At 51.9% G+C, this 17,461-nt stretch carries 10 protein-coding genes and 2 pseudogenes; 5 read left to right on the top strand and 7 right to left on the bottom strand.

The features are described 5' to 3' along the window. Positions 1-2,690 (top strand): AIDA-I family autotransporter adhesin YfaL/EhaC (gene yfaL, locus EQY_RS0114815; protein ID WP_038809024.1); only part of this gene is annotated, 2,690 nt, incomplete at its 5' end. Positions 2,691-2,832: 142 nt separating this feature from the next. On the opposite strand, the gene ubiG is transcribed toward yfaL, so the two are convergent. Next, the gene (ubiG, locus tag EQY_RS0114810) at positions 2,833-3,555 is read right to left on the bottom strand and encodes a bifunctional 2-polyprenyl-6-hydroxyphenol methylase/3-demethylubiquinol 3-O-methyltransferase UbiG (RefSeq protein WP_000990776.1); all 723 of its coding nucleotides are present in this window, start codon (positions 3,553-3,555) and stop codon (positions 2,833-2,835) included. 146 nt (positions 3,556-3,701) lie between these two features. On the opposite strand from ubiG, the gene gyrA reads away from it, so the two are divergent. The 3 genes and pseudogenes from gyrA to EQY_RS0114800 all read left to right on the top strand — a co-directional run. Further along, positions 3,702-6,329, top strand: coding sequence for a DNA topoisomerase (ATP-hydrolyzing) subunit A (gene gyrA, locus EQY_RS0114805; RefSeq protein WP_001281237.1), 2,628 nt, complete (start codon positions 3,702-3,704; stop codon positions 6,327-6,329). A 159-nt stretch (positions 6,330-6,488) separates the two neighbouring features. Beyond that, a pseudogene (locus EQY_RS26850) lies at positions 6,489-6,578 on the top strand (hypothetical protein); the annotation flags it as partial. Further along, a pseudogene (locus tag EQY_RS0114800) lies at positions 6,569-7,018 on the top strand (YfaP family protein); the annotation flags it as partial. The pseudogenes EQY_RS26850 and EQY_RS0114800, both read left to right, overlap by 10 nt. Positions 7,019-7,091: 73 nt before the next feature. Here the strand turns inward: EQY_RS0114800 and atoB are convergent. The 6 genes from atoB to atoS form a co-directional block, all read right to left on the bottom strand. Beyond that, positions 7,092-8,276 (bottom strand): acetyl-CoA acetyltransferase, encoded by a 1,185-nt coding sequence (gene atoB, locus EQY_RS0114795; RefSeq protein WP_000786558.1) that lies wholly within the window; start codon positions 8,274-8,276, stop codon positions 7,092-7,094. Positions 8,277-8,306: 30 nt separating this feature from the next. Then, entirely contained in the window at positions 8,307-9,629 is a 1,323-nt protein-coding gene (locus tag EQY_RS0114790) for a TIGR00366 family protein (RefSeq protein WP_000580275.1), read from the bottom strand. After that, positions 9,626-10,276 carry an acetate CoA-transferase subunit beta gene (gene atoA / locus EQY_RS0114785; RefSeq protein WP_000339060.1) on the bottom strand — a complete coding sequence of 217 codons (651 nt, stop codon included), beginning with the start codon at positions 10,274-10,276 and terminating at the stop codon, positions 9,626-9,628. Before atoA ends, EQY_RS0114790 begins: the two co-directional genes overlap by 4 nt. Beyond that, on the bottom strand, positions 10,276-10,938 hold the full coding sequence (atoD, locus tag EQY_RS0114780) for an acetate CoA-transferase subunit alpha (RefSeq protein WP_000850524.1): 663 nt from the start codon (positions 10,936-10,938) through the stop codon (positions 10,276-10,278). Before atoD ends, atoA begins: the two co-directional genes overlap by 1 nt. A 194-nt stretch (positions 10,939-11,132) precedes the next feature. Next, the gene (atoC, locus tag EQY_RS0114775; RefSeq protein ID WP_000125304.1) at positions 11,133-12,518 is read right to left on the bottom strand and encodes an acetoacetate metabolism transcriptional regulator AtoC; all 1,386 of its coding nucleotides are present in this window, start codon (positions 12,516-12,518) and stop codon (positions 11,133-11,135) included. Continuing rightward, positions 12,515-14,341, bottom strand: coding sequence for a two-component system sensor histidine kinase AtoS (atoS, locus tag EQY_RS0114770; RefSeq protein ID WP_024212597.1), 1,827 nt, complete (start codon positions 14,339-14,341; stop codon positions 12,515-12,517). Before atoS ends, atoC begins: the two co-directional genes overlap by 4 nt. A 166-nt stretch (positions 14,342-14,507) precedes the next feature. Between atoS and rcsC the strand changes: the two genes are divergently transcribed. Further along, on the top strand, positions 14,508-17,357 hold the full coding sequence (rcsC, locus tag EQY_RS0114765; RefSeq protein WP_000876095.1) for a two-component system sensor histidine kinase RcsC: 2,850 nt from the start codon (positions 14,508-14,510) through the stop codon (positions 17,355-17,357). The last annotated feature ends 104 nt before the right edge of the window (positions 17,358-17,461 follow it).

Below are 17,461 nucleotides of genomic sequence, written 5' to 3'. Positions count from 1 at the left end.
CACTATCAGTAAGTTGGAGTCACTACCAAAACGGTGAAGTGACGCTGGGGCGTAGCAATTCGCTGATGAATGTTGGCGATGATCGTTGCCAGAGTAATCCACAAAATTGCTATGGACTGATGGTCGGCAGTATCAGTCATCGGGATGATCAGGCAGAACTTAACGTTGGCGCAACACAGCAGACTTTTGTTCACTCACTGACGGGTTTTCAGAATGGCACTTTAAATATTGATGCTGGCGGTAACGTGACGGTAAATGCCGGTGGGTTTAGCGGAACTATTGAAGGTGAAGGGCAACTGACCATTGCCGAAAATGGTAGCTATGCGCTGGCGGGGGCGTCGTCGATGGCGCTGACCGGCGATATTGTGGTGGAAGATGGCGCAATCCTCTCGCTGGCGGGAAACGCGGCGGATCTGGCGGCGATGCAGGACGATCCGCAGTCAATTGTGTTAAACGCTGGCGTATTAGATCTCTCCGATTTCACCACCTGGCAGATCGGTACGTCAGAGAACGATGGGCTGGAAATCAGTGGTAACGGCGGTACGGTGATTGGTCAGCAGGACGTTGTCGATCTTTATGGTGGTGAGGAATTGCATATTGGCGATGACGGGAAAAAAGGCGTCTATGTAGTGGTAGATGCAGGCGATGGACAGGTAAGCCTGGCGAATGACAATCAATACCTCGGCACAACACAAATCGCTTCCGGCACGCTGGTGGTGAGCAACAATTCTCAGCTTGGTGATACTCACTATAACCGCCAGGTTATCTTCACTGATAATCAACAAGATAGCGCGATGGAGATTACAGCTGATGTCGATACTCGCTCTGCGATGGCTGGTCATGGGCGTGATATCGAAATGCGCGCTGATGGCGAAATTGTGGTTGATGATGGTGCTGTGACGCAGTGGGGCGCATTGATCGCCGACAGCAGTGGACAGCACCAGGACGCGGGAACCACACTGACGAAAACCGGTGCAGGCACGCTGGAACTGACTGCCAGCGGCACGGCGCAGTCGGCGGTGCGAGTGGAAGAAGGTACGCTGAAAGGTGATGTTGCGGATATCTTTCCTTACGCTTCGTCGCTGTGGGTTGGTGACGGGGCAACGTTCGAGACTGGCGCGGATCAGGATATTCAGTCTATTGATGCCAGTTCCAGTGGCACTATCGACATCAGCGATGGCACGGTTTTGCGTTTAACCGGGCAGGATACGTCTGTGGCGCTCGACGCCTCATTATTTAACGGTGGCGGTACGCTGGTGAATGTCACCGATGGCGTTACGTTAACGGGCGAGCTTAATACCAACCTTGAAACTGACAGCCTGACTTATCTTCCTGGCGTGACGATCAATGGTGATCTGAGCAATACTTTCGGCGCGGTCAGCCTGCAAAATGGCGTCGCTGGCGATACCCTGATCGTAAACGGTGATTACAACGGTGGCGGTACGTTGTTGCTCGACAGCGAATTAAACGGCGATGACTCGGTAAGCGACCGGTTGGTGTTGAACGGTAATACCGCTGGCAACACGACCGTGGTGGTTAACCCCATTACTGGCATTGGCGATCCGACATCTACAGGTATAAAACTGGTTGATTTCGCTGGCGATCCCACACAATTTCAAAATAACGCGCAGTTCAGTCTGGCGGGCAGCGGCTACGTCAATATGGGAGCGTATGACTACACGCTGGTGGAAGATAACAACGACTGGTATTTGCGATCACAAAAAGTCACGCCTCCATCGCCACCTGATCCAGATCCGACTCCCGATCCGGATCCCACGCCCGCTTATCAGCCGGTGTTGAATGCAAAAATTGGTGGATATCTTAATAACCTTCGGGCGGCAAATCAGGCGTTTGTGATGGAGCGACACGATCACGCAGGTAGCAACGGTCAGACGCTGCATTTGCGCATTATCGGCGGACGTTATCATTACACGGCTGCGGGGCAACTGGCTCAGCATGAAGACACCTCTACGGTGCAGCTTAGCGGTGATCTGTTTAGGGGGCGCTGGGGCGATGATGGCGAATGGATGCTTGGGATTGTCGGTGGCTACAGCGATAACCAGGGCGACAGCCGCTCGAATATGACTGGAACTCGCGCCGATAACCAGAACCACGGTTATGCCGTTGGGCTGACTTCGAGCTGGTTTCAGCATGGTAGCCAGCAGCAGGGGGCGTGGCTGGATAGCTGGCTGCAATACGCGTGGTTTAGCAATGATGTTTCCGAACAAGGCGATGGCGCGGATCATTACCACTCGTCGGGTATTGTCGCCTCGCTGGAAGCTGGCTATCAGTGGTTACCGGGGCATGGTGTGGTAATCGAACCACAGGCGCAGGTGATTTATCAGGGCGTGCAGCAGAATGATTTTACCGCCGCTAACCGTGCGCGGGTGTCGCAATCGCAGGGCGATGATATTCAGACGCGTGTCGGGATACATAGCGAATGGCGTAATGCTTTCCATATCACGCCAACCCTGGATCTGAATTATTATCACCATCCCCATTCGGCGGAAATTGAAGACGATGGCAGCAATATCAGCGACGATGCAGCGAAGCAGCGTGGTGAAATAAAAGTGGGGATAACAGGCAATATTAGCCAGCGAGTTTCCCTGCGCGGCAGCGTCGCATGGCAGAAGGGAAGTGATGATTTTGCCCAGACGGCAGGATTTTTGTCGATGACGGTGAAATGGTAATTGTTGTCCGCCCGGCATCGTTGCCGGGTGCGGCGTAAACGCCTTATCCGACCTACGGGGGAGTCATTTGTAAGCCTGATAAGACACAGCAAGCGTCGCATCAGGCATTGGTACGGTTGCCAGATGAATCCGGTCAACAATCTCACTTATTCTGCGTGTGCAGCATATAGTTCACATCCACGCCGGGGCCGAGCTTAAAAGTATTTGTGATTGGGTTGTAATGTAGCCCGGTCATATGGCGCTCTTTAAGACTGGTCTGATCCACCCAGCCCAGCAGTTCTGCCGGTTTAATAAACTTCTTCACATCATGCGTGCCTTTGGGCACCATGCGCAAAATATATTCCGCGCCGACCACCGCCATCAGCCATGACTTGCCGTTGCGGTTAAGCGTGGAGAAAAAGACATCGCCGCCCGGTTTCACCAGTTGCGCACAGGCTCTAACCACTGACTGTGGATCGGGGACGTGCTCCAGCATCTCCATGCAGGTCACCACATCATACTGTCCGGCATGTTTTGCTGCGTGTTCTTCAACGGTTTCCTGCACGTACTCCACCTGAATACCGCTTTCCAGCGCGTGTAGCTTTGCAACTTGTAGCGGTTCAAAACCCATATCCAGGCCGGTCACCGTCGCGCCTTCGCGCGCCATACTCTCAGCCAGAATGCCGCCGCCACAACCGACATCGAGCACCTTTTTGCCAAATAAACCGCCAGCACGCTCGGCAATATAGCCCAGACGCAGCGGGTTAATGCGGTGCAGTGGTTTGAACTCGCCTTCCAGATCCCACCAGCGGGAGGCGACGGCTTCAAATTTAGCGATCTCTTCGTGGTCTACGTTATGGTTTACCGGCGATTTTTCGGCATTCATTGGCACTTCTACTCCGTAATTGGCAAGGCAATCGAGTATATCAGGCATTGGATGTGAATAAAGCGTATTGGTTTACCTCAATCTGCGCGGCTGTGTTATAATTTGCGACCTTTGAATCCGGGATACAGTAGAGGGATAGCGGTTAGATGAGCGACCTTGCGAGAGAAATTACACCGGTCAACATTGAGGAAGAGCTGAAGAGCTCCTATCTGGATTATGCGATGTCGGTCATTGTTGGCCGTGCGCTGCCAGATGTCCGAGATGGCCTGAAGCCGGTACACCGTCGCGTACTTTACGCCATGAACGTACTAGGCAATGACTGGAACAAAGCCTATAAAAAATCTGCCCGTGTCGTTGGTGACGTAATCGGTAAATACCATCCCCATGGTGACTCGGCGGTCTATGACACGATCGTCCGTATGGCGCAGCCATTTTCGCTGCGTTACATGCTGGTAGACGGTCAGGGTAACTTCGGTTCTATCGACGGCGACTCTGCGGCGGCAATGCGTTATACGGAAATCCGTCTGGCGAAAATTGCCCATGAACTGATGGCCGATCTCGAAAAAGAGACGGTCGATTTCGTTGATAACTATGACGGTACGGAAAAAATTCCGGACGTCATGCCGACCAAAATTCCTAACCTGCTGGTGAACGGTTCTTCCGGTATCGCCGTAGGTATGGCAACCAACATCCCGCCACACAACCTGACGGAAGTCATCAACGGTTGTCTGGCGTATATTGATGATGAAGACATCAGCATTGAAGGGCTGATGGAACACATCCCGGGGCCGGACTTCCCGACGGCGGCAATCATTAACGGTCGTCGCGGTATTGAAGAAGCTTACCGTACCGGTCGCGGCAAGGTGTATATCCGCGCTCGTGCCGAAGTGGAAGTTGACGCCAAAACCGGGCGTGAAACCATTATCGTCCACGAAATTCCGTATCAGGTGAACAAAGCGCGCCTGATCGAGAAGATTGCGGAACTGGTAAAAGAAAAACGCGTGGAAGGCATCAGCGCGCTGCGTGACGAGTCTGACAAAGACGGTATGCGCATCGTGATTGAAGTTAAACGCGATGCGGTCGGTGAAGTTGTGCTCAACAACCTCTACTCCCAGACCCAGTTGCAGGTTTCTTTCGGTATCAACATGGTGGCATTGCACCATGGTCAGCCGAAGATCATGAACCTGAAAGACATTATCGCTGCGTTTGTCCGTCACCGTCGCGAAGTGGTGACCCGTCGTACCATTTTCGAACTGCGTAAAGCCCGCGATCGTGCTCATATCCTTGAAGCATTAGCCGTAGCACTGGCGAACATCGACCCGATCATTGAACTGATCCGTCATGCGCCGACGCCTGCAGAAGCGAAAACCGCGCTGGTTGCTAATCCGTGGCAGCTGGGCAACGTTGCCGCGATGCTGGAGCGTGCGGGTGACGATGCTGCGCGTCCGGAATGGCTGGAGCCAGAGTTCGGCGTGCGTGACGGTCTGTACTACCTGACCGAACAGCAAGCTCAGGCAATTCTGGATCTGCGTTTGCAGAAACTGACCGGCCTTGAGCACGAAAAACTGCTCGACGAATACAAAGAGCTGCTGGATCAGATCGCGGAACTGCTGCGTATTCTGGGTAGCGCCGATCGTCTGATGGAAGTGATCCGCGAAGAGCTGGAACTGGTTCGTGAACAGTTCGGCGACAAACGTCGTACTGAAATCACTGCCAACAGCGCAGACATCAACCTGGAAGATCTGATCACTCAGGAAGATGTAGTCGTGACGCTCTCTCACCAGGGCTACGTGAAGTACCAGCCGCTTTCGGAATACGAAGCGCAGCGTCGTGGCGGGAAAGGTAAATCTGCCGCACGTATTAAAGAAGAAGACTTTATCGACCGACTGCTGGTGGCGAACACCCACGATCATATCCTGTGCTTCTCCAGCCGTGGTCGCGTCTACTCGATGAAGGTTTATCAGTTGCCGGAAGCCTCTCGTGGTGCACGTGGTCGTCCGATCGTCAACCTGCTGCCGCTGGAACAGGACGAACGTATCACCGCGATCCTGCCTGTGACCGAGTTTGAAGAAGGCGTGAAAGTCTTCATGGCGACTGCTAACGGTACTGTGAAGAAAACCGTCCTCACCGAATTCAACCGTCTGCGTACCGCCGGTAAAGTGGCGATCAAGCTGGTTGAAGGCGATGAGCTGATCGGCGTTGATCTGACCAGTGGCGAAGACGAAGTAATGCTGTTCTCCGCCGAAGGTAAAGTGGTGCGCTTTAAAGAGTCTTCTGTCCGTGCGATGGGCTGCAACACCACGGGTGTTCGCGGTATTCGTTTAGGCGAAGGCGATAAAGTCGTGTCTCTGATCGTACCGCGTGGCGATGGCGCAATCCTTACTGCAACACAAAACGGTTACGGTAAACGTACTGCGGTGGCGGAATACCCAACTAAGTCGCGTGCGACGAAAGGGGTTATCTCCATCAAAGTGACTGAACGTAACGGTTTAGTGGTTGGTGCGGTACAGGTTGATGACTGCGATCAGATCATGATGATCACCGATGCCGGTACGCTGGTACGTACCCGCGTTTCAGAAATCAGCATCGTGGGTCGTAACACCCAGGGCGTGATCCTCATCCGTACTGCGGAAGATGAAAACGTAGTGGGTCTGCAACGTGTTGCTGAACCCGTTGACGAGGAAGATCTGGATACCATCGATGGCAGTGCTGCGGAAGGGGACGATGAAATCGCTCCGGAAGTGGACGTTGACGACGAGCCAGAAGAAGAATAATTTTATTTATTCATGTCAAAAGGGAGCCATCTCCCTTTTTTGAATTGAAAAGTCCAGGCTGCAAAGTCTGGGCTTTTGTCGTATTAGGGCGCGATAAAGTTGTGCATCGCCCATAAAAAATGGCTGGCTTTACACAAGGAATGTGGCAATGAGTGGTGAAAAAAAGCGAAAGGCTGGCGGTTTTATGGCCTTGTAGGTTTTGGTGCAATAGCCCTACTTTCCGCTGGCGTCTGGGCATTGAAGGCAGCAACAGCGTGCAGGTCATCAGCCCGGGTGGGCAAAGCCGACAAAAAATGCAGTTTTACTCAATGCCGGGTGCTGGGGCGATTCGCGCACGTTTACGGCTGGTTCTCTCGTGGGATACGGATAATACCGACCTCGATCTTCATGTCGTTACGCCTGATGGCGAACACGCCTGGTACGGTAACACGGTGCTGAAAAACAGTGGCGCACTGGATATGGATGTCACGACGGGGTACGGACCCGAGATTTTCGCCATGCCAGCGCCAGTTCACGGGCGCTATCAGGTGTATATCAACTACTATGGCGGACGCAGCGAAACGGAATTAACCACCGCCCAACTGACGCTGATCACCGATGAAGGATCGGTCAATGAGAAACAGGAAACATTTATTGTACCGATGCGTAATGCTGGCGAGCTGACGCTGGTAAAAAGTTTTGACTGGTAATTAATGAGGTTACTTTCACTGTCGATGTTTAAGAAAACGCCCGATGACTTTCGCTATCGGGCGTTTTTGTTCGTTAATTCAATCGTTCAATCACCATAGCAATTCCCTGACCGCCGCCAATGCACAGCGTCGCCAGACCCAGCGTTTTATCGCGAGCCTGCATTGCATGTAATAGTGTGACCAGAATACGTGCACCGCTGGCGCCGATAGGATGCCCCAGCGCGATGGCTCCGCCGTTGACATTCACTTTCTCAGGATCAAAGCCCAGGGTTTTCCCAACGGCAAGGAACTGCGCGGCAAATGCTTCATTGGCTTCGATGAGATCAATGTCTGCCAGTTGCAGCCCCGCCAGTTGTAACGCTTTTTGCGTGGCAGGTACTGGCCCCATACCCATCAATGCAGGGGGCACGCCACCGCTGGCATAGCTTTTAATGCGTGCCAGTGGTTTTAGGCCTGCCGCCAGCGCCGCAGATTCTTCCATAATCACCAGTGCGGCAGCCCCATCGTTAATGCCAGACGCGTTCCCGGCGGTGACCGTTCCGGCTTTGTCGAAGGCCGGGCGCAATGCAGCAAGAGCTTCTGCAGTAGAATCTACTTTCGGGAATTCATCGCGATCGAAGACGATGTTTTTCTTCCGTGTGACAACATTTACCGGGACAATTTCGGCGGTAAAAGCACCGGACTCAATGGCTGCTGCCGCTTTACGCTGTGAATGTAGCGCCAGTTCATCCTGCATTTCACGGGTAATTCCGTACTCTTTGGCAACGTTCTCGGCGGTAATACCCATATGATAACCGTGAGTGGCGCACATCAGGCCATCGCGCAGGATCACGTCATAAACCTGTCCGTCTCCAAGACGATAACCAGAGCGTGCTTTTGCATCGAGTAAATAGGGCGCTAAACTCATGTTCTCCATTCCACCCGCTACGATGCTCTGTGCCTGACCGGCCTGAATTGCCTGGGCGGCAAGCGCCACGCTTTTCAGACCAGAACCACATACTTTGTTGACCGTAAATCCGCACACCGTTTCTGCCAGTCCGCTTTTTAGCAGTGCCTGACGAGCCGGATTTTGCCCCAGCCCGGCCTGCAATACGTTACCCATAATCACTTCATCGACGTGTTGTGAATCGAGTTTTGCGCGTTCAATGGCGGCCTGAATTACTGTTGCCCCCAGATCGATGGCGCTGGTGGAGGCGAGTGAACCATTAAAACTACCGATGGCAGTACGTACCGCACTGACGATGACACAATTTTTCATTTTATATTCCTTCTGTCTGTAGAGTTGCCGTCAGAACAGCGTTAAACCAATGACGAAAATGACGCCGGAGAAGAGCAGGGCAGTGATGCAATAGCCCATGATGTCGCGGACACCGAGCCCGGCGATTGCCAGTGCTGGCAGCGCCCAGAACGGTTGTGCCATGTTCATCCATTGCTCGCCGTAGGCGATCGCCATTACCGATTTACCGAGATCAGCGCCCAGCGCCTGGGCTGCGGGTATCACGAAAGGTCCCTGAATAACCCAGTGACCGCCGCCAGACGGAACGGCGAAGTTAATCAGTGCAGAACTAAAGAAGGTCATTACCGGGAAGGTGTCTTTGTTCGCAACATTGATGAAGAATTCGGTAATGAGTCCGCCCAGACCGGAGTGCTCCATCATCAGTTGGATCCCGGCGTAGAAGGGGAATTGCACCAGAATACCGGCGGTACTGCGTGCTGCCGCGCTGATAGCACGCATATAAGCCATTGGCGTTTTATGTAGCAGCAGACCCGCAATCATAAACATCAGGTTGACGGTATTGATGGTGATGTTGAAGCCATGTTCGCTGAAGTACATTGCCAGGTAAGCGATACCCAGTGCGCCGATGATCAACGTCAGAATGCGGCTTTCTTCCAGTCGCTCGGACGGTGGAGCATCTTTCGGTAGCTGCTTTTGAAAATCAGCCTCTTCCATGAGTAGTTTTGGATCGATACTCACCACGTCAGACGGTTTTGGCATCATCATGCGGGTGATAAATGGCATCACCACAATCAATGCCACAGTGATGAAAATGTTAAAACCACTGAACAGAGTATCGCCCACCGGGATAAGCCCGGCGATATGCTCAACCGGGTTGCCCGGTGTTGCAGCCAACAGAGGCATTGAGCCAGAGAAGCCGCCACCCCAGGTGAGAAAACCAATGTAGGCGCAGGCAATGAGCAACGGATAATCAGAGCCAGGTACTCGCCGGGCGACTTCACGGGCGAACATTGCGCCGACAACCAGACCAAATCCCCAGTTGATGACACAAGCGACGGAACCGAAGAAAGTGACCAGCATGACGCCCTGTACGGGTGTTTTTGCGGCGGAGGCGGCAGTCCGCAGCAAGCTTTTCACCGGAGCAGAGCTGGCAAGGGCATGACCGGTAACGATGATCAGCGCCATCTGCATACCGAACGCCAGCAAGTTCCAGAAACCGTCACCCCACATTTTCACCATGCTGATCGGCGTTTGTGGTGTTAACCAAAGCGCGATCACGAACGTTAGCAACGTCAGCAACATGGCAAAAATCAGAGGATCGGGAAGCCACCGGCTGACAAAACGCGTCATAAAACGTGAGATGCGACCAATCATAAATCACCCCGTTGCGTATTCAGATCGGCGGCTACTTCAAACTGAGCTTCGGTTTTGGCACGCACGGTGGCTAAATCACACCCGTCGGCAATTTCGGTGAGCCACATTTTGCCGTCAATGAAACGAAAGACAGCCAGTTCAGTGACCAGCATATGCACCGCGTGTTGCGCAGTGAGCGGCATGGTGCAGCGGCGCAAAATTTTCGGTGAACCATCTTTGGCGCAATGTTCCATGGCAATGATCACTTTGCGCGCCCCGGTCACCAGATCCATCGCGCCACCCATACCGGGCACCATTTTTCCAGGCACTACCCAGTTCGCGAGGTTGGCTTCTTCGTCTACCTGCAAACCACCGAGCACGCAGGCATCAATATGACCGCCACGGATCAGCGCAAATGACATGGCGCTGTCAAACATGGCTGCGCCGGGTAAAACGCCGCATGGTTGTCCGCCTGCGTTAACCAGATCTGGATGCGCTGTCGTGACCGGGCCTAAACCGAGGAAGCCGTTTTCCGATTGCAGAGTGATATGAATGCCTTCTGGCAAATAGTTGGCGACCATCGTCGGCAGACCAATGCCCAGATTCACGATGTCACCATCACGAAGCTCTTGTGCCACACGGCGTGCAATACGTTGTTTCGCATCCATTATTTGCTCTCCTGTGAAACGATGATGTGGTCGATAACGGCACCAGGGGTGACAATATGGTCAGGTTGCAGCTCGCCGACTTCGACCAGTTCATCTGGCTCCACCAGCGTGATATCAGCCGCAAGGGCAATCAGGGGGTTAAAGTTGCGGGCGCTAAGTTGATAGGTCAGGTTGCCAAGTGTGTCGCAACGATGAGCGCGAATGAGCGCCAGGTCGGCGCGCAGCGGGCGTTCAAGCAGCCAGGTTTTACCGTCGAGTGTCAGTGTCTGTTTGCCTTCCTCTACGACGGTGCCGACACCAGTTGGAGTGAGAAAACCACCAAGTCCAGCGCCACCACAGCGGATTTGCTCGATTAGCGTACCTTGTGGCACCAGAACGACGTCCATTTCACCAGATATCATGCGCCGACCTGTTTCCGGGTTGGTGCCGATATGTGACGCAATTACTTTGCGGACTCGACCATTGACGATGAGCGGACCGATGCCGGTATCAACAAACGCGGTATCATTGGCTATCAATGTCAGGTCGCGAACACCAGATTCCAGTAATGCTTCAACCAGGCGGGATGGAGTGCCAATCCCCATAAATCCGCCCACCATGATGGTCATGCCGTCACGAAAGAAGCCGGAGGCGTCTTGTAATGTCATCAATTTTGTTTTCATTATTTATCCCTCTTACATACACCGTTGTGGGTACAGTCAGGGAATAGCAAGGGGAGTGCCAGAATGAGAATATTTGATGTTGTTTTTAACTGATTGAATATAAAAGGATAAATAAGGTGGGGATTAAGAAGGAGGATGATTGGCTATGCAGAAATTTGCGCACTGTGCAAATTTCTGCATAGCAAGTTTTGGTGTTATACATCCGCCGGATCGATACCGTATTCCTGGAGTTTATACATCAATGCACGGCGACTGATACCCAGCATCAAAGCGGTGCGGGTTCGGTTTCCGTCCTGTTGTTCCAGCACTTCCATAATGATGCGTTTTTCGACGCGTTTAATTTCCTCTTTTAAATTACGCTCACCGACAGGGGCTGTTTTTGCCTCACCAGCATTACAGACTGGCTGACGAATCTGTGGCGGAAGATCCTCAGAAAAAATGATCGGACCTGAGTTCATTACGACGGCGCGTTCAATGACGTTGGAAAGCTCTCGAATATTTCCCGGCCATGACCAGGCGGTAAGCAGTGACATTGCCATCGGATCGATGTCGATAATATCGCGCTGATTCTCACTACTGAATTTTTGCAAAAAGTGATTAGCTAACAGGGAAATATCTTCCCGGCGATCGCGCAGAGGCGGCAGTATTAAATGAATAACGTTAAGGCGATAAAAGAGATCTTCACGGAAGGTGCCTTCTTTTACCATTGCCTGCAAGTCGCGGTTGGTGGCAGCAATGATGCGGATATCAACTTTTATGGTCTGATGGCCGCCAATCCGTTCAAATTCCCGTTCCTGCAGAATGCGTAGTAATTTGGCTTGCAGTACCAGCGGCATTTCGCCAATTTCGTCTAGGAGCAGAGTACCTTCGTTGGCACGTTCAAATAATCCCTGACGCAAGGTTTGTGCACCAGTAAATGCACCTTTTTCATGACCAAACAGTTCACTTTCGAGCAACGATTCCGGCAGCGCCGCGCAGTTGACTTTAATGAACGGCCCCTTTGCCCGCCGCGAATTGTAGTGAATCGCTCTGGCAATCAACTCTTTCCCGGTGCCGCTTTCACCGCTAATCAAGACGCTGGCCTGAGAAAGGGCAATTTTGGCGGTGTCTTTGCAGATGTCCATCATCGCCGGGCTGTTGGTGAGAATGTGCCCCCATTGCCAGCTGGTGCTCAGTGCCTGGTGCAGATGACGGATCTCTTTTTTCATTGACTGGAGTTGTAAAGCGCGCTGAACGATTAAATTCAACTCATCGAGATCAAACGGTTTGATAACATAGTCGAAAGCACCGCAGCGTAGTGCTTCGACGGCGGTTTCCACTTCAGCATAGGCCGTCATCAGAATAACGGGTGTCCGGGTCTCCTGGCTGCGCATCTCCTTTAGTGCCTTGATGCCGTCCATCTCAGGCATACGGATATCCATCAACACCACGTCGGGGTGAATATCGGCAAACAGGTGTAATGCGGTGCGTCCGTTGTTCGCACAATGTGTTTCGTATCCTTGTAGTGCAAAAGCGGTGCTCAGCATACGGCGAACATTATCTTCATCATCAACAATAAGGATGCGATTAATAGCGGTCATACAGTCTGATTTCCCTGCGGGTTGATCGGTAAAATAAGGGTGAAGGTTGCGCCGTAGCCCGGCAAACTGGTGACGCGAATATCCCCCGGATGGGCATTAATGATGCGTTGACTTAACGCCAGACCAAGCCCGGTTCCTGAGGCTTTGGTGGTGAAAAAGGGATCGAAGATCTTTTTTTGCAGCGAGAGATCAATGCCACAGCCGTTGTCTTCTATTGAAATAGCCTGTTGTGAGTCGCTGTACTGCCAGGTTCGAATGCGAATTTTCCCTCGGGCACTGATAGCCTGGACGGCATTGATCAGGATATTCAGGAGTACCTGTTTGAGCAGTTCGCGATCGGCACTAATCGGGCTTAATTCATTGTCCAGTTCGCTTATGAAGTCGATCCGCGCTTGTACGCCGGCGGTTTGCACCAGTACCAGAGTTTCTTCAACCAATGCATTGAGGCTGACTTGTTGCCATTGACCGTGGCGTGGGCGTGAAAAATCGAGCAATTGCTGAATGACTTTGTTAATTGAGTCGATTTCTTTGATTACTACGGACAGATATTCCTGATGTATTGGGTCAGTGGTTTGTTGGCGCAAGATCTGTACATAACCACGAATAGCCGTCAGCGGATTACGGACTTCATGCGCCACGCCAGCCATCAGCTCACCCAGTGTGGCGAGGCGTTCAGCTTGCGCCATGCGGCGTTGGGTTTCTTTGCGGGCAGTTAAATCAGAGAAAATCACCAAAGCACCTATCATTTCACCATGCGTGTTATGAATACGACTGGTAGTGACACTGATTTCAATGGTGCGGTCACGGCCTGGAAAACTGATCTCCAGCGCCACGTGTTCGGTGCCATGTTCCAGCGTATCCAGAACTGGACTGTAGAACTGAGTATTGTCGAACAACATGGAGTAAGGCTGCCCTACCAGTTCATGACGTTGATAGCCAGTGATGACTTCTGCTGCTGGGTTCATGGTGGTTACATCACCCTGGCGGTCGATGGCAATGACGCCATCGGCAGCGTTTTCAATAATCAGATCGTTAAGTGTCCGCGTTTCACGCAGTGCCTGGGCGAGGTTGTTAACACTCTGACTGATTTGCCCCATTTCACCGGGCAATTGTGGTAATCGAGTGGGAATATTTTGCGCCAGAGTCGAGAGGCCATCGGTGATGATATCTATATTGGCGCTCAGGCGACGGGAGAAAAGCACAATCAACAACAGGCTTATCAGCAAACCGGCGGTGAGTACAATGATAATCCTCACATCCATTTTCCAGGCCTGGCGGCGAATATCTTCGGTTAATTCATTGGCCCAGATATAACCGAGGACTTCACCATTACGTTCAATGGGGATCATTGAATTCAAAATATCGCCGCGCACCTGCCTGCCTGAATAAACCAAAGGGGTATTTGTACGCATAACTTCGCGACCAGGGTGATCCGCAGCAATAGTCACGCCCACATTATTCTGATATAGCGATGAAGGCGCATAGGTGATTATCGCATCCAGCGTCTTGTTATAATAACCAGCGCCTATGCCAGGAAAGGCGCGAGTAATATTTTCGGTAATGGGGGCAAGCTCTGCATTCAATGCGCGGATACGCTCTTCACGCGGTAAGTCGATGTAGAGATCGTAGCGATCGCCTAGCGCCTGATTAAGCAGGTTGACCACGGCAGAAAGTTTTTTCTCTTTTTCAGATAAGACTGCTGAACGTCCTTCCGTTTCTACGATATAACCAATAGTAAGCGTTGGGACAATGACCATCAGGATTGCCATCAGGATCATTTGATTGCGTAAGCGGCGTGGATAAATCCACTTCATATAATGCATGCTGAAATCCATCAATCTTGTCCGATATATGACGATTATCGGGGGTTAAGGTGATGATTTCTCGGCGGTGTATCATATTACCGAGAAGAGAGAACATTGCGGTGGCACGCTTTTACCGCTACCTTAACCACACTCCATCGGTCACCTGAGGCGGAGCTTCGCCCCTTTGAAATACCTTGCTTCTTTTCGCACAACCCTGAAAGTCTCGCGCTATATGTTCAGAGCATTGGCGTTATTGCTCTGGTTGCTGATTGCTTTTTCATCAGTGTTTTACATCGTCAATGCCCTGCATCAGCGAGAATCTGAGATTCGTCAGGAATTTAACCTGAGTTCCGATCAGGCTCAGCGGTTTATTCAGCGCACTTCTGACGTGATGAAAGAGCTGAAGTACATTGCTGAAAATCGCTTATCTGTAGAAAACGGCGTGCTTTCCCCGCGTGGGCGAGAAACGCAAGCGGATGTGCCGGTGTTCGAACCGTTGTTTGCTGATTCCGATTGTTCCGCGATGAGTAACACCTGGCGTGGCTCTCTGGAGTCACTGGCGTGGTTTATGCGCTACTGGCGCGATAATTTCTCTGCAGCTTACGATCTCAACCGCGTATTTTTGATCGGCAGCGATAACCTCTGCATGGCAAACTTTGGCCTGCGTGATATGCCGGTTGAACGCGACACCGCCCTGAAAGCTCTGCATGAGCGCATCAATAAGTATCGTAATGCTCCGCAGGATGACAGCGGCAGCAACCTTTATTGGATCAGCGAAGGCCCGCGTCCTGGCGTTGGATATTTTTACGCGCTGACGCCGGTGTATCTGGCGAACCGTTTGCAGGCCTTGCTGGGCGTTGAACAAACCATTCGGATGGAGAACTTCTTCTTACCAGGTACATTACCGATGGGGGTTACTATCCTTGATGAGAATGGTCATACCCTGATTTCGTTGACCGGACCAGAAAGCAAAATCGAGGCTGAACCGCGTTGGATGCAGGAACGTTCCTGGTTTGGTTATACACCAGGCTTCCATGAACTGGTGCTGAAGAAAAATCTGCCGCCATCATCGTTAAGTATTGTTTACTCGGTGCCCGTAGATCAGGTGCTGGAACGCATTCGTATGCTGATACTTAACGCTATTTTGCTGAATGTGATTGCTGGTGCGGCGCTGTTCACCCTCGCGCGGATGTACGAGCGGCGTATTTTCATTCCGGCAGAAAGTGACGCCCAGCGTCTGGAAGAACACGAGCAGTTTAATCGCAAGATTGTCGCCTCCGCACCGGTGGGGATCTGTATTTTGCGCACCGCTGATGGCGTCAATATTTTGAGTAACGAACTGGCGCATACCTATCTCAACATGCTTACGCATGAGGATCGCCAGCGGCTGACGCAAATTATCTGCGGGCAGCAGGTCAATTTTGTCGATGTCCTGACCAGCAACAATACTAATCTGCAAATCAGCTTTGTTCATTCTCGCTATCGTAATGAAAACGTGGCGATTTGCGTACTGGTCGATGTTTCTTCGCGCGTGAAGATGGAAGAGTCGTTGCAAGAGATGGCGCAGGCAGCAGAACAGGCGAGTCAGTCGAAATCGATGTTCCTTGCTACCGTCAGCCACGAGTTGCGAACGCCGCTGTATGGCATTATCGGTAACCTGGATCTGTTGCAAACCAAAGAGTTGCCGAAAGGCGTTGACCGTCTGGTGACGGCAATGAATAACTCTTCCAGCCTGCTGTTGAAAATTATCAGCGACATTCTCGATTTCTCGAAGATTGAATCGGAACAGTTAAAGATAGAGCCACGTGAGTTTTCACCGCGTGAAGTGATGAACCATATCACCGCCAACTATTTGCCGCTGGTGGTGCGAAAGCAGCTTGGTTTGTACTGCTTTATTGAACCGGATGTGCCGGTAGCTTTAAACGGCGATCCGATGCGTTTACAGCAGGTTATCTCCAATCTGTTGAGTAACGCCATTAAATTTACCGATACCGGCTGCATTGTTCTGCATGTCCGTGCTGATGGTGATTATCTTTCTATTCGTGTTCGCGATACTGGCGTGGGTATTCCGGCGAAAGAAGTGGTGCGGCTTTTTGATCCCTTCTTCCAGGTAGGGACGGGCGTACAGCGTAACTTCCAGGGAACCGGTCTGGGGCTGGCGATTTGTGAAAAATTGATCAGCATGATGGACGGTGACATCTCGGTGGAGTCTGAACCAGGCATGGGAAGCCAGTTTACGGTGCGTATTCCGTTGTATGGTGCGCAATATCCACATAAAAAAGGTGTCGAAGGATTAACGGGTAAACGCTGCTGGTTGGCGGTACGTAATGCGTCACTATACCAGTTTATCGAAACCAGTTTGCAGCGCAGTGGTGTAATCGTTACAACATACGAAGGTCAGGAACCCTCACCAGAGGATGTGTTGATTACGGATGAGGCGCTGAGCGAAAAATGGCAGGGTAGAGCGGTGGTGACGTTCTGCCGTCGGCATATTGGTATTCCGCTGGAGAAAGCGCCCGGTGAGTGGGTGCATAGCGTCGCCTCGTCGCATGAACTGCCTGTGCTACTGGCGCGTATCTATCGGATAGAAATTGAAAATGATGATCCTGCCAACGTTCTGCCATTGATGGACAAAGATTCCACTAGCAATGACGACATGATGATTCTGGTGGTTGACGATCATCCGATTAACCGTCGCTTACTAGCCGATCAGCTCGGATCGTTGGGTTATCAGTGTAAAACGGCAAATGATGGCGTCGATGCGCTTAATGTACTAAGCAAGAATCATATCGATATCGTGCTTAGCGACGTCAACATGCCGAATATGGACGGTTACCGGTTAACGCAACGTATTCGTCAGTTAGGGCTAACGTTGCCGGTAATCGGGGTGACTGCCAATGCGTTGGCTGAAGAGAAGCAGCGGTGTCTGGAGTCCGGTATGGATAGCTGTCTGTCGAAGCCCGTGACGCTGGATGTCATAAAACAGACGCTGACGATGTATGCCGAGAGGGTCAGGAAAGCGCGGAAATCGTAGGAGCGGTCGGAGCAAATGCCTGATGCGACGCTGGCGCGTCTTATCAGGCCTATGTTTGTGCAGTGTATTGAAATATTGGGATTTGTAGGCCGGATAAGGCGTTC

This window comes from Escherichia sp. TW14182, from assembly GCF_000208525.1.
Lineage (GTDB): Bacteria > Pseudomonadota > Gammaproteobacteria > Enterobacterales > Enterobacteriaceae > Escherichia > Escherichia ruysiae.
Note: the sequence above shows the minus strand (reverse complement) of the source record. Positions and strands in the feature narration are given on the sequence as shown.